Source organism: Sulfurospirillum halorespirans DSM 13726 (assembly GCF_001723605.1).
Taxonomy (GTDB): domain Bacteria; phylum Campylobacterota; class Campylobacteria; order Campylobacterales; family Sulfurospirillaceae; genus Sulfurospirillum; species Sulfurospirillum halorespirans.
In genome coordinates, this window is record NZ_CP017111.1 from 1442039 (window position 1) to 1454947 (window position 12909).

Here is a 12909-nt window from a genome sequence, read left to right on the forward strand (position 1 = left end):
CCTGATGAGAAGACAATTACGTTTCGTAGGTGTGGGTGGTCAGGGTGTTATCTTGGCGGGTGAAATTTTAGCGGTTGCGAAGATTAAAGAGGGTGGGTACGGCGTTAAAGCATCTACTTATACCTCTCAAGTACGTGGTGGACCAACAAAAGTTGATATTTTACTCGATGAGAGCGAAATCCTTTTTCCTTATGCTAATGAGGGTGAAATCGAGTTTATGATCGCTACAGCACAAGTGAGTTTCAATCACTTCAAAAATGGTGTCAAACCAGGTGGAATCATCGTTGTTGAGCCAAACTTGGTAACCGTCAACGAAGAAGATCGCAAAAAATGGAAAATCATTGAAATTCCTATTATCACGATTGCCAAAGAAGAGGTTGGCAATGTTATCACCCAATCTGTTGTCGCACTTGCCATTACGGTCGAGATGACACAAGTACTAGCGCACGACTTGGTACGCGAAGTTATGCTCTCTAAAGTTCCTGAAAAAGTTCATGTCGCCAATAATAAAGCGTATGAACTGGGTGTCAAATACGCCAAAGAAGCACTCGCTACACTTTAAAACTTCAAGCTCTTCGGAATCAAATCCGAAGGGCTTACTGCTTTAAATGTAAAACTATTTTAGAAAAATAACCACACGAGTAAAACTACTCCAAAACCAAGATTGAACCAGCTTACGCCATTTTCAAAGAGATAGATAAGCAGTTCGTAGTTGTAGCTCTCAAGCGTTGTTGGGTGCATCGCCAAGCCGTTTTGGGCAAAATTGACAATGTCATTGGAGTAGAAATAAGCGATAATCTCAGGAGCGATAAAAAAGAGTATGACGCCTACAATGCCCCAGAGTGTTTTTTTGGGTTTCATATCCATGAGGGCTTTTTTTGTGGCTGGGTGGCGTGCGATTTTTTGGAGTTTTTCTTTCAAAGGAAACCTTGTGATGTGGAGCGGGTGACGAGAATCGGACTCGCTACTTTCAGCTTGGGAAGCTAACACTCTACCAATGAGTTACACCCGCATTTTCAAGCAGGCATTATAGCATAGGAAACGCTTAAGAGGAGTATAATTCAGTCAAAAATCCAAAGGAGTTGTGATGGCGCATACCTTACATATAAACAAAGCATTGAAGCAACAGCAAAATGAGATGGACGATTTTACGATCTATTCGATGCTTTCTCTTTCCGATAAAAATAAAGCCAATCAAACCATTTTTCGCAAAATCGCCAAAGAAGAGCAAGGGCACTACACGTATTTGAAAACCTACACGCATCAAGAGCTTCAACCTCGCCGTTATGTCGTTTTGTTCTATCTTTTCCTTTCAAAAATTGTGGGCATCTCATTTACGCTCAAGTTTTTAGAGGGACGCGAGGAGGGTGCGAAGGCATTTTACAAAGAGCTTATACTCACCGATCCCAAAGCACAAGAGATTTATGAGCAAGAGATTCACCATGAAATTGAACTGATCGATATGTTGCATGACAAAAAGTTATTCTATGCCGGTGCGATTGTTTTGGGGATGAACGATGCGTTGGTAGAGCTTACTGGAACACTCAGTGGTATCGCATTAGCGTTTGATAAAAGCGTGGTGGTAGGTGTTACGGGGCTTATTATGGGCATCGCCGCTTCACTTTCAATGGCAGGATCTGCTTATTTGGAGTCCAAGGAAAATGTCGGTGATGATGTCAACCCTTTGACCTATTCGCTGTACACAGGCGTTTCGTATATTTTAACAACCGCGATTTTAGTGGCACCTTTTTTCATCTTTGAGAAAATCTCTATTGCTATCGTTTGGATGTTTGGTTCCGCACTTGTGGCAATTTTTCTCTATAATTTTTACATCTGCGTCGCCAAAGATTTGTCGTTTTGGAAACGGGTGCGTGAGATGTCTTACATCACCTTTGGGGTTGCACTTATCTCGTTTGGCATCGGTTATGTGGTCAAACATTACTTTGGGATTGAGATCTAAAAAAGCTAGATTAGGTTTTACATGTAATTTTAAAAGTGCTATTTTTTTCAATTATCTCTGCTCTATAATGATTAAAATGAAATCAAGGAGTCATTATGGAGTACAGAGTTGAAAAGGACACAATGGGCGAGATTAAGGTTCCTAATGAGCGTTACTGGGGAGCTCAGACTGAGCGTAGTTTGGAGAACTTTAAGATCGGTACCGAGAAGATGCCCAAAGAGCTTATCCGCGCTTTTGCACTGTTGAAACGCTCTTTATCCACGGTCAATCAAAAGCTAAACAAACTCGATGCCAAAAAAGCAGGAGCGATTATCCAAGCGTGCGATGAGATTCTTGCAGGTAAGTTTGATGGTGAATTTCCCCTCGCCATCTGGCAAACGGGCAGTGGCACACAGACCAATATGAACCTCAATGAAGTCATCGCCAACCGCGCTACGGAAATACTCGGAGGTGATTTTAGAAAAGAAAAACTGATTCACCCCAATGATCATGTCAATATGTCTCAAAGCTCGAACGACACCTTCCCCACAGCGATGCACATCGCCAGTGTCATCGAGATCGAAGAGCAACTGCTTCCTTCCTTAGAAAAGCTCAAAGAGACACTCGAAGCTAAAGAGAAAGAGTTTGCAGGCATCATCAAAATCGGTCGCACTCATCTTCAAGATGCAACGCCACTCACACTTGGGCAAGAGTTTAGCGGGTACCGCAGTATGTTGGAGCACTCTTCTTCACACATTCTCTTAGCGCTTCAATCCTTGCGCGAGCTTGCCATCGGTGGAACGGCTGTGGGAACGGGCATCAACGCGCATCCAAAACTGAGTGAATTTGTCAGTGAAGAGCTTACGAAACTGACAGGCAAAACCTTTGTCTCTTCTCCCAATAAATTTCACGCTTTAACCTCCCATGATGCGCTTGTGTTTGCGAGTGGTGCGAACAAAGGACTAGCGGCAAACTTGATGAAAATCGCCAATGACATCAGGTGGCTCGCATCAGGTCCAAGGTGTGGCATTGGCGAGCTCAATATCCCTGAAAATGAGCCAGGAAGTTCTATCATGCCCGGTAAAGTCAACCCAACCCAAGCCGAAGCGGTCACGATGGTTGCATGCCAAGTGTTTGGTGCCGATACGGCGATTGCATTTGGGGCAAGCCAAGGTAACTTTGAGCTCAACGTCTTTAAACCCGTCATTATCCTCAACTTTTTGCAACAAGTCAGACTGCTAGGCGATGTGATGGAGTCGTTTCGGATTCATTGTGTGGAAGGCATTGAAGCCAACAGTGAGAAGATCGCATCCAACCTTCAAAATTCGTTGATGCTGGTAACCGCGCTCAATCCGTACATCGGCTATGAAAATGCAGCAAAAGTCGCCAAACTCGCGCACAAAGAGCATTTAAGCCTCAAAGAAGCGTGCATCAAACTCGCGCTGTTAACCTCTGAAGAGTTTGATCGTTACGTAATCCCCTCAGAGATGATTCACCCCAAAGCGTAAAAATGAGACATGTAGCGATCAAAATGCGATCGCTACGCTTTACATGTAACACTTTTGTGACGCATGGTATGGCTTTTGCATAAACTCCTTAAAATCTTCAAGGAGTCCTCTTGGAAACAATCGTTAAAGGTATCAGTAAACCCTTACAGAAAAATGAGCGAAAAATGGGCTCTGAAGCGCCTGCTATCAGCCTTACCATGCAAAGTGGTGAGAGCAAAGTCATCGGTATGTTGGCAACCAAAGTGCAAGTGATGATCACCTTGCCGTATCACGATTCGCTAAGCCCCGCACTTTTTGAGATCACTCAAAAATACCACGAACAAGCGTTTATCTATTTTATCGGTCCACAGCCGTTAGATCAATCAATCAATCCTGCCTGTACTTCGGTTGATTTTGAAGAACTTGCCAAGAAATTTGGCGTCTACATCAATGAAACACTCTGCGCAAAATCTCTCTTCATCATCAACAAAGACGGGCAATTTGTCTACAAAGAGATCACGAGCGATGTTGAAGATGCGTTTGATCTTGAGATGTTTGAGACGAAGCTTCATGAAGCGATCCATTTTAAGAAAAAAGGGCATGTGCACGAGAATTGGATGGGCGCATGAGTGAGCAAACCTTGCTTTGGCTCGCTTCCAATAGCTACAATGCAAATGATTTCAATTTCGTTGGGAAGTACGGAAACTCAGCGCTGATGAAAGCGGTGCGCGAAGGCAATGTGGCTGTGACTACGGAACTCATTGAAGCAGGTGTGGATCTGGAGCTTAGAAATATCGATGGCAATACGGCGATTTGGAACGCCTGTTTTGGTGGGGATTTTACCTGTGTGGAGCTTTTGGTCAAAGCTGGCATTGAGCTTAACAGCCAAAATGACAATGGCGTAACGGCGTTGATGTTTTGTGCTAGTTCAGGAAAAGAGGCGATGACGAGGCTTTTATTGGACTTTCATGCTGATACAAGCATCGCTAATTTGGATGATTTTAAAGCGATCGATCTTGCGAGTACGCCCACTATTTACAAGATGCTCAAAGCAAGCATCTCGTAAACAGAGCGTTACATGTAAAAGTTAGCGTAGAAAGTTTTTAATGCCTGTAAAGATGAGTTGCGCCGAAAGTGCTGAGAGCACAAGCCCTGTAACTTTACTAAAAACGATCAGTCCTGTTCGCCCGATCAGTCGTTCGATGTGTCCAGAGAGATAGAGCAACACGCCAATGCTGAATATTGCCCCTAGCAGTGCGCTTGAACCAAGCACCAAGTCTTCAATACCCTCCATATCGGCACCCATAACCATCAGCGCACCCACGGTTCCAGGTCCCACGGTGACGGGAATTGCCAAAGGGACAACGGCATGTTTGAGGATGTCAGCTTTACATGTAGGCTCAGCATTGACATCTTTTTGCACCAAATCAACAGCGGTGAGAAACAAAAGTGCACCCGCACCAATGCGAAACGCATCCAGCGTTATGCCAAAAAGTTCAAAAATGTATTTGCCAAAAAAGAGAATAATCATACAGCTGATCGCAATCGCCAAGGTTACTTTGATCGCAAGGCGTCTTTTGTCACTTTCACTGATCCCTTTGGTCATCGACAAAAAGATGGTCGTGACAAAAAAAGGCGTCATAATAAAAAAGAATTTGACATAAATCGCAAAAAAAGCAGAGAGGTGAATCATGGTGTCTCCTTAAAAAGAGTTGGCATTATAGCACTTTTTCAGTTGCGCTTTGGCAGAATGGAGGCATGAAAAAAGAGATCCTTTACCTAACCGAATATTTAGCCAAAAGTGATAGCGAGCAAGCCAAAGCTTTTTACGAACTCTTGGTGCAAACCCTCGTCACTTTCGAGCTTTATACGCCTACCAAATTTACGCAAGCGCAGATTAGCGCGCTGATGGCACGTCAAGGCTTTGGTGCACCTTCTTCTTATGATGTGGGCGTTAAAGCACTTGATGCTGCATTGGAGCAAACGCTTCCAATTCCACTGCAAGAGGCAAAAAAAAGCCTTTTTATGACCCTTCTCACGGTCAATTTTCCCAAGAAAAAAAGCTTCTTATCGGTCTCGTTAGAGCTCTTTCTCTCTCAACTTGAACCTGTGGAAAAGAGCATTTATGAGAACCTTTTAGCCTACGTTTCAGGGCTCAATCGCGCCCTTGCACTCTTTTTTGTTTTGGGCAAAGAGGAGGCTTCTATTTTTACCCCAGAGCGTTTAGTTGCGTTTGGAGACGCTTTACATGTAAAGCTTGTGGAGCTTGTTTTTAATGAAGAAGAGAAAGCACTTTTAAGTCAAGGACTCAAAGAGTTATTGGGCGTTTACCTGAGCCTTTATGGAAAATATCTTTACATATAAAGCTAAAACGGTCAATTTTAGTCTTTCGTTTACGTTATAATTGTCATTATAAATTATAAAGGTTTTGAGAATGAAAAAAGATGAAAAAGAGCTCAGTTGTGCTGAGTGTGGGACGCTAAATTGCCATAAACATGAGAGCCGTTACCCTAAGTTTTGTCTCACCACAAATGTCGATGATGCAATGCTTGAAGAGTCTCTTGAGTGCTACCAAGAAGAGGGAATTGATCGTAAAATTGCTATGGCTGCGGCTGAGATCGAAGGCAAATACTATGGACAGTTAACACGTGTAGAAGAGATACTTGCCTTTGCTGGGCGTATTGGTGCGAAAAAAATTGGTATTGCTTCGTGTGTGGGACTCGCAGCTGAGTCTAAAATTTTTGCTGAGATTCTCAAAGTCAACGGCTTTGATGTTTTTATGGCAATCTGTAAAGTAGGTTCACGCGATAAGTGCGAAATAGGACTTAAAGAAGAGCAAAAAATCCGCCCTAATACCTTTGAGCCGATGTGCAATCCTGTGCTTCAAGCCAAGTATTTAAACAAAGCTAAGACGGATCTCAATGTCATTATGGGTTTGTGTGTTGGGCATGATTCATTGTTTATCAAATACGCCAAAGCGACGACAACGTATCTGGTTGTCAAAGATCGTGTTTTAGGGCACAATCCCATCGCAGCACTGCATTTAACCCAGACCTATTATAAAAAACTTCTAATACCTAGAGAACTCTAATAATGTTTTCACAGGGAGAAAAGTGTTTTACATGTAAAGAGTGAAGCCCTAAAATAGGGCTTTTATTGGAGGATTATTTAAATAAAATAGAACCTAAACGAATCATATTTGACCCACACGCAATCGCGAGTTCAAAATCATCACTCATTCCCATAGAGCAGTATTTTGCACCCTGATTTTGGAGTGATTCAAAAATTTTATGCGTCGTTTCAAAACTTTTTTGAATGATGGCCCTCTCTTCGCTATGCGCACCAATACTCATGACGCCTTTAAGCTGAAGATGTTTACATGTAAGCGCGATTTGCTCATACACTTCGAGCGCCTCTTCAGGCATAACACCCGCTTTTTGCTCTTCATAGGCACTGTTGATTTGAAGCAAAACGTTCATCGTTTTATGCTTTACATGTAAACGTTTATCGATCTCTTGCGCGAGTTCTAAGGAGCTTAGCGAGTGCATTAATGAAGGCTCTAAGTCGATGAGCTGATTGATCTTATTGGTTTGTAAACGCCCGATAAAATGCCATTCGAGTGGAAGATGTTCGAGGGCATGAACTTTATCACTCATGTCTTGGATTTTATTTTCTCCAAAACAGCGTTGCCCTGCGTTGTACATCGCTTCGATCATCGAAGGATCAGCACTTTTACTCGCAGCAACAATCTTCACAATCAGGTGTTGATCGACACTCAAACGCGCTTTTTCAACGCGTGTGAGAATTTCATCCAGTGTGGTTACAAAATTTTTAGTTTCCATTGGTTAGCCTGTAAATATCATTAAAAATGCTCAACGCCATCAGGCTTAAAAGCAACATCCAACCAGCGGTGGTCATACTGGTAAGAACCCGCTCGCTCGGTGCTCGTTTGGTGATAAGCTCGTACAGATTGAACATAATGTGTCCGCCATCAAGGGCAGGAATTGGCAGAAGATTGAGCACGCCAAGGTTGACTGAAATAAGCGCTGTGAGTGCAAAAAGTGCGACAAGACCTGCGGCACTCGCTTCGGACGTGACTTGAACAATGGAGATGATGCCGCCTAACTCTTTGGGAGAGACAACGCCTTCGATCAATTTTTGAAGACTGGTCAAAATGAGTGTGGTTGATTTAACCGTCTGTTGCCACGCAAAGCTTGGAAGTTCGCTGCTACCATAGACCACTTCCATCGTTTTTCCACTCGGTGCAATGCCGATCATCTTTTTCTGTTTGGTCTCGCCAAACATATTTTGGTATTCGTTGATTTTTGGGGTTAAAAGAAGGGTTTGGACACTGCCTAAACGCTCGATTTTGACTTCGAGTTTGCCCGTGCTCTCTTGAATCAGCTGGCTGACTTCATCCCACGCCTCAATGAGTGTGCCGTTGATCATCACAATGCGGTCATTTTCTTGAAGACCTGCTTCAAGTGCGGGTGAGCTTGGGCTAATTTGACCAATAATCGGAGCAAATTTGGTTACACCCATAGAGCCAATGGCGATGAAAAGCAAAAAGGCGAGTAAGAAATTCGCAAAAGGTCCTGCAAAAAGGATGATGATGCGCTTCCATGGCGCTTTGGTCGTGTAGCTATCGGCATCATAACTGATTTTGGTCGGATCACGATCGTCTTGTCCTTTCATCTGCACGTAACCACCCAGAGGAATGAGCGAGAGGCAATATTCCGTCTTTCCAACCACTTTTGTGAAGACTTTTTTGCCAAATCCGATGCTAAAAACTTCGACATGCACGCCAAAAAAACGTGCCGCTAAATAGTGACCCAATTCGTGGAAAAAAATGAGAAAGGAAAGAACCAGAATGGAGGTAAGTGTTCCCATTAATGGGTTCCTTTTTTGGTATAGCCGATGATGTATTCATAGCCAGAGTAAAGTGTCAGTGCCACAGCTGCCCACAAAAGTAGGTCTGCAAAAGGCCAGTTCATCATTAAAAAACCAATGGCGATCATCTGAAGAACGGTTTTGACTTTGCCTGCCATACTCGCAGCAATGTCTTTGCCTTCGCCCATCGCAGCTACACGAAGTCCTGTGATGAAAAATTCACGCGTGAGGATGAGAAAAATCGCCCAAGGGTTGGCTCGATCAATCATCATGAGCCCTAAAAAAGCGGCTAAGGTGAGCATTTTATCTGCCAATGGATCTAAAATAGCACCGAGCTGTGTTTTTTGATTCCAGTTGCGTGCGATGTAGCCGTCAAAAAAGTCCGTCGCACTCGCTATCACGAAAATGAGTGTCGCAAAGTAGTCTATCCAGCTTACATGTAAACCTGAAAAGAGACTCAAATCGCGATTGACTAAAAAAATAAACATAAGGGGCGCTAAGGCGATTCGCATGCTTGCAAGTGCGTTAGGTAGGTTCATCATTTAAACGTCGTTCCACCATCAATGAGCATGGTATGCCCTGTGATCCACGAAGCTTTTTCCGAGCAAAGGAATAGACACGCCCCTGCAAGGTCTTGTGGTTGTCCCATACGTCCTAAAGGAGAGAGTTTTGCGGTAACATCACGTACCTCTTCGTAGTTAGTAAACGCTCGCAACGCATCGGTTTCGATGGGACCGCCGCTGACCGCATTGACACGAATGCCTTTACAGCCAAGTTCTGCCGCGGCGTAACGTACCATCGTCTCAACCGCCGCTTTGGCGGTACCATGACCTGCATAGTTTTCGATGTAGACAAGATTGCCTGTAGAGGAGAGAGAGATGATGCTACCACCACCGACTTTTTCCATACGTTTGGCGGATTCTTGCGCTCCCACAACAAAAGCGTTAACGGTTGCGGTAAAAATGTTGTTGATACCACGGGGTTTGAGTTTCATAAACTTTGTGTATCCACCTACCACTGGGCGACCCGAGATGATGGCATTGGAGATAAAATAATCCACACGATCAAAATCTTTATCGATCTCTAAAAAGAGGTCTTTATAGGTCTCTGGTTCTAAGATATTAAGGGCGTAGGCTCTAGCTTTAATGCCATAGTTTGCCTCCAAATCTTTGACTTGCTCCATTGCAATCTCTTCATTGGAATTATACGTAAATGCAACATTCACACCCGCTCTGGCAAATTCATACACAATAGCTTGTCCGATACCTCTGGTACCGCCACTTATGACAAGTGTTTTTCCCTTCATTAAAATCCTTTGATGGTATATTTTTTGAGTGTATTTTCAATACGCTTCATGTTCTCATTACTCGGTGCGCACAGTGGTAAGCGGTACTCTAAGCTCTCCAATAATCCTGCAATGTACATCGCAGCTTTAATAGGAATAGGGTTACTCTCACAAAAAAGTGTTTTATTGATCTCATAGAGTGAATCATTGATCGCTTTTGCCCCATGAAAATCACCTTTGAGCGCTAAATGCGTGAGCTCTGCAATTTGGTCAGGTAAGATGTTAGACGTAACCGAAATAACGCCCGATCCACCGTTGGATAAAATAGGGTAGTTAATCGCATCTTCACCGCTAAAAACGGAAAGTTTGGGTTGGTGTGCGAGCAAATCAACACAACGATCAATTGAACCTGTTGCCTCTTTTACCCCGTAAATATTGGGGCAGGCTTCAAAAAGTCTAAAGATGGTATCTGGCAACAAATCGCACCCCGTACGTCCTGGGACATTGTACAACAGTACAGGAATATCTACAGAACCCGAAATGGCTTTGTAGTGCTGAAACAGCCCTTCTTGCGTTGGTTTGTTATAGTACGGTGTGACGGAGAGAATGCCGTGTGCGCCATGTGCTTGGGCAAACTTTGCCAATCCAATCGCTTCATGCGTTGCATTGCTTCCCGCCCCTGCGAGCACTTTAACATCGCTGTGTGAACAGACATCGACCGCTATTTCGATACAGCGACGGTGTTCGTCATGATCCAGTGTTGCACTCTCCCCCGTCGTTCCTACAGGAACAACAACGTCGATGCCATTTTTAATCTGTCTTTCTATAAGTTTTGCGTATTGAACTTCATCGAGTTTTCCATTTTTAAACGGAGTGATAAGCGCGGTCATCGCTCCTTGTAACGCCTGTTGCATGTTAGTAATCCTTTCTTAATATAACGGTCGTGGATGATTGTGGAACCAAATAGGTCGTGACAGCTTTGATAATATCCTCTTTTTTCAGTGCATTGATGCCTTCTTCATAGGTTAATAATGGGGAGATGTTCCCCTTGGCATAATACGAGCCAAACAACGTTGCAAGCTCGCTTGAACTCTCTAAATTGTGTATGAAATCGGCTCGTGTGTTGATCTTGATCTTTTCAATATCGCGATCACTCACATCGCCTTTTTTAAGGCTTTCAATGATGTTTAAAATCTCTACTTCAACGCTCTCCGCTTTCACACCAGGGTTACAAACGGCTAAAAATAAGAAGACAGAGGGGTCTTTGGCTTCCATCGCGTAGCCATAGATTTGATTGACCAGTTTTTTCTCATCGACCAAAATTCGGTGAAGTTTACTGCTCTTTCCACTGCTTAGAAGTTCGCTTAAAGCAGATAATGCAACTTGATCTTTGTGTGCGAAGTTAGGGATTTTGTAGGCAATCGCCACCATTTCCACTTCGCTCTCTTTTTTAATGAGCAGGCGTTTTGCGCCATCTTGCTGTGGCTCGACTTGATGATGCGCTGCTGGAACAGAAGTCGCGTTTTTGATCTCGCCAAAGTATTTGGTAACGTTACTAAATACCTCTTCAGGCTCAATGTCACCTGCTACAACAACGATAGCATTTGAGGGTTGATAATACTTAGCGTGAAAACTACGAATATCTTCAATGCTCCAACTTTTAATGTCATTAATAAACCCAATCGGTGTCCAGTGATACGGATGATAGGTAAATGCGTTGTTGAAAAGTCTGAAGTAGAGATACCCAATCGGAGAGTTATCGGTTCTCCAAAGGCGCTCTTCAAGTACCACATTGCGCTCTGGTTGAAACTCTTCATCGGAGAGTTTAAGATTTTGCATCAGTTCTGCGAAAAGCTCTAAGGATTTTGGCAAGTTCTTGGAGGAACTTTTAATGTAGTAGTGTGTAAAATCAAACCCTGTAGAGGCGTTATTCACCCCACCAAATCCTTTGACGATTTCGTCAAATTCACCCGTTTTGAGGTTTTTGGTGGATTTGAAATTGAGATGCTCTAGCATGTGAGCAATGCCACTTTTCCCCATAATTTCATTGCCACTGCCGACTTTGTAAAAAATATCTGTTGTGATGACATCACTTTTGTTGTGCATGGGAATGACAACGATTTGTAGACCATTCTCCAAGGTTTTGGTCAAGTGCTCAGGAAGTGAATTAGCCATCAATGCTCCTAAAAATATTAAAAATAGTAGTACCTTTTTCATCTGTTATCATCTCCTGTCGCTTCCTATAACTTCGTTAATATGCGTAAATCCATCTTGGTCCATACGCTCTAAAATGCCTAAATTGATCGCTCGATTGAGCGAAGGTCCTTTGAAAATGAAGGCTGAATAGACTTGGATCAAACTCGCCCCCGCTTTAAGCCTTCGGTACGCTTCATCGGCTGAGTCGATACCACCGACGGAAATAAGGGTCGTTTTACCGTAAAACTCTTTAGCAAGGGCTTCAAACATCGCAAAACTTTTCTCACACAACACTTTACCACTAATGCCACCAAAATCTTTGGCGTTGGGAAGCAAGGAGTAGTCAATCGTTGTGTTCGTTGCCACGATGCCAGAAGCGCCATTTTCAAGCGCGGTTGAGCTTACATGTAAAGCATCATCCATCGCAAGATCGGGCGCAATTTTAAGTAAAACAGGTTTACATGTAAGCTCTTTTGCCATCACAAAAAGATCTTTAATAAACTGCTCATTTTGCAAATCTCTAAGGCCTGGTGTATTGGGAGAAGAGATATTGATGACCAAATAATCACTCAAATCTTTAAAACGCTTAATCAATTTTTCGTAATCTTTGAGTGCATTTTCAGCCGTTGTCGTTTTATTTTTTCCAATGTTCGCCCCCAACGGTGTTGCAAAAGGGTAGAGGGTTTCGAGACGTTTACCCACTTTATACATGCCTTCATTGTTAAAACCCATCGCATTTTGGATGGACTCTTGCTCAACATAGCGAAACAATCGTGGTTTGGCATTGCCACTTTGTGGCTCAGGCGTAATCGTGCCATACTCAATATGCCCAAATCCAAGGGCTGTGAGCATTTTAATCATCGTTGCATTTTTATCAAATCCCGCGCCAAGACCGAGTGGATTGAAAAACGTTTTGCCAAAAAGATGCTGTTCAAGGCGTTTGTCGTGGATAAAAAAGCGCTCTGCTAAAGGTGTAAGGATAAAAGGTGTTAAATTAGCACCCTGTTTAAAGAAAAATTCTGCGATATGGTGTGCATTCTCTGGCGAGAAGTTAAACATACATTTTTTCATCAAACCAAAATAATCAACCATCTTCGATTTCCTTCAATATT

16 protein-coding genes and 1 tRNA gene are annotated in these 12909 nt (G+C 43.2%); 7 read left to right on the forward strand and 10 right to left on the reverse strand.

Annotated features, from left to right (window positions below; genetic code table 11):
- Positions 1–4: 4 nt before the first annotated feature.
- Positions 5–562 (forward strand): 2-oxoacid:acceptor oxidoreductase family protein, encoded by a 558-nt coding sequence (locus SHALO_RS07180; protein WP_025344591.1) that lies wholly within the window; start codon positions 5–7, stop codon positions 560–562.
- A 59-nt stretch (positions 563–621) separates the two neighbouring features.
- Here SHALO_RS07180 and SHALO_RS07185 read toward each other — a convergent pair whose 3' ends face one another.
- Positions 622–921, reverse strand: a complete 300-nt coding sequence (locus tag SHALO_RS07185; protein WP_069477990.1) for a hypothetical protein — start codon at positions 919–921, stop codon at positions 622–624.
- 16 nt (positions 922–937) lie between these two features.
- Positions 938–1012, reverse strand: a tRNA-Gly gene (locus SHALO_RS07190).
- 75 nt (positions 1013–1087) lie between these two features.
- On the opposite strand from SHALO_RS07190, the gene SHALO_RS07195 reads away from it, so the two are divergent.
- The 4 genes from SHALO_RS07195 to SHALO_RS07210 all read left to right on the forward strand — a co-directional run bounded on the left by SHALO_RS07195 (position 1088) and on the right by SHALO_RS07210 (position 4492).
- On the forward strand, positions 1088–1960 hold the full coding sequence (locus SHALO_RS07195) for a VIT1/CCC1 transporter family protein (RefSeq protein WP_069477991.1): 873 nt from the start codon (positions 1088–1090) through the stop codon (positions 1958–1960).
- Positions 1961–2055: 95 nt separating this feature from the next.
- Positions 2056–3447, forward strand: a complete 1392-nt coding sequence (fumC, locus tag SHALO_RS07200; protein ID WP_069477992.1) for a class II fumarate hydratase — start codon at positions 2056–2058, stop codon at positions 3445–3447.
- A 110-nt stretch (positions 3448–3557) separates the two neighbouring features.
- The gene (locus SHALO_RS07205; RefSeq protein WP_084010806.1) at positions 3558–4055 is read left to right on the forward strand and encodes a thioredoxin domain-containing protein; all 498 of its coding nucleotides are present in this window, start codon (positions 3558–3560) and stop codon (positions 4053–4055) included.
- Positions 4052–4492, forward strand: a complete 441-nt coding sequence (locus SHALO_RS07210) for an ankyrin repeat domain-containing protein (RefSeq protein ID WP_069477993.1) — start codon at positions 4052–4054, stop codon at positions 4490–4492. The genes SHALO_RS07205 and SHALO_RS07210 overlap by 4 nt, the downstream gene beginning before the upstream one ends.
- 21 nt (positions 4493–4513) lie before the next feature.
- On the opposite strand, the gene SHALO_RS07215 is transcribed toward SHALO_RS07210, so the two are convergent.
- A complete protein-coding gene (locus SHALO_RS07215; RefSeq protein ID WP_069477994.1) occupies positions 4514–5119 on the reverse strand; it encodes a MarC family protein in 606 nt (201 codons plus the stop codon).
- A 65-nt stretch (positions 5120–5184) separates the two neighbouring features.
- Here SHALO_RS07215 and SHALO_RS07220 point away from each other — a divergent pair, with 65 nt between their 5' ends.
- The gene (locus tag SHALO_RS07220; RefSeq protein WP_069477995.1) at positions 5185–5790 is read left to right on the forward strand and encodes a serpin family protein; all 606 of its coding nucleotides are present in this window, start codon (positions 5185–5187) and stop codon (positions 5788–5790) included.
- Positions 5791–5860: 70 nt separating this feature from the next.
- Entirely contained in the window at positions 5861–6517 is a 657-nt protein-coding gene (locus SHALO_RS07225) for a DUF1847 domain-containing protein (protein ID WP_069477996.1), read from the forward strand.
- 73 nt (positions 6518–6590) lie between these two features.
- Here SHALO_RS07225 and SHALO_RS07230 read toward each other — a convergent pair whose 3' ends face one another.
- Genes SHALO_RS07230 through SHALO_RS07260 form a run of 7 tightly spaced genes read right to left on the reverse strand, consistent with a single transcriptional unit; the run spans position 6591 to position 12889 of the window.
- Positions 6591–7268: a YggS family pyridoxal phosphate-dependent enzyme gene (locus SHALO_RS07230; protein WP_069477997.1), complete on the reverse strand. Its 678-nt coding sequence runs from the start codon at positions 7266–7268 to the stop codon at positions 6591–6593.
- A complete protein-coding gene (rseP, locus tag SHALO_RS07235) occupies positions 7258–8316 on the reverse strand; it encodes an RIP metalloprotease RseP (RefSeq protein ID WP_069477998.1) in 1059 nt (352 codons plus the stop codon). The genes SHALO_RS07230 and rseP overlap by 11 nt, the downstream gene beginning before the upstream one ends.
- Complete coding sequence (gene pgsA, locus SHALO_RS07240; RefSeq protein ID WP_069477999.1) at positions 8316–8858, reverse strand: CDP-diacylglycerol--glycerol-3-phosphate 3-phosphatidyltransferase; 543 nt, start codon at positions 8856–8858, stop codon at positions 8316–8318. Before pgsA ends, rseP begins: the two co-directional genes overlap by 1 nt.
- On the reverse strand, positions 8855–9622 hold the full coding sequence (locus SHALO_RS07245) for an enoyl-ACP reductase (RefSeq protein ID WP_069478000.1): 768 nt from the start codon (positions 9620–9622) through the stop codon (positions 8855–8857). The genes pgsA and SHALO_RS07245 overlap by 4 nt, the downstream gene beginning before the upstream one ends.
- A complete protein-coding gene (gene dapA, locus SHALO_RS07250; protein ID WP_069478001.1) occupies positions 9622–10515 on the reverse strand; it encodes a 4-hydroxy-tetrahydrodipicolinate synthase in 894 nt (297 codons plus the stop codon). Before dapA ends, SHALO_RS07245 begins: the two co-directional genes overlap by 1 nt.
- 1 nt (position 10516) lies before the next feature.
- Positions 10517–11776 carry a M16 family metallopeptidase gene (locus SHALO_RS07255; RefSeq protein ID WP_069478002.1) on the reverse strand — a complete coding sequence of 420 codons (1260 nt, stop codon included), beginning with the start codon at positions 11774–11776 and terminating at the stop codon, positions 10517–10519.
- Positions 11777–11824: 48 nt separating this feature from the next.
- Positions 11825–12889: a quinone-dependent dihydroorotate dehydrogenase gene (locus SHALO_RS07260; RefSeq protein WP_069478003.1), complete on the reverse strand. Its 1065-nt coding sequence runs from the start codon at positions 12887–12889 to the stop codon at positions 11825–11827.
- Between the last annotated feature and the right edge of the window lie 20 nt (positions 12890–12909).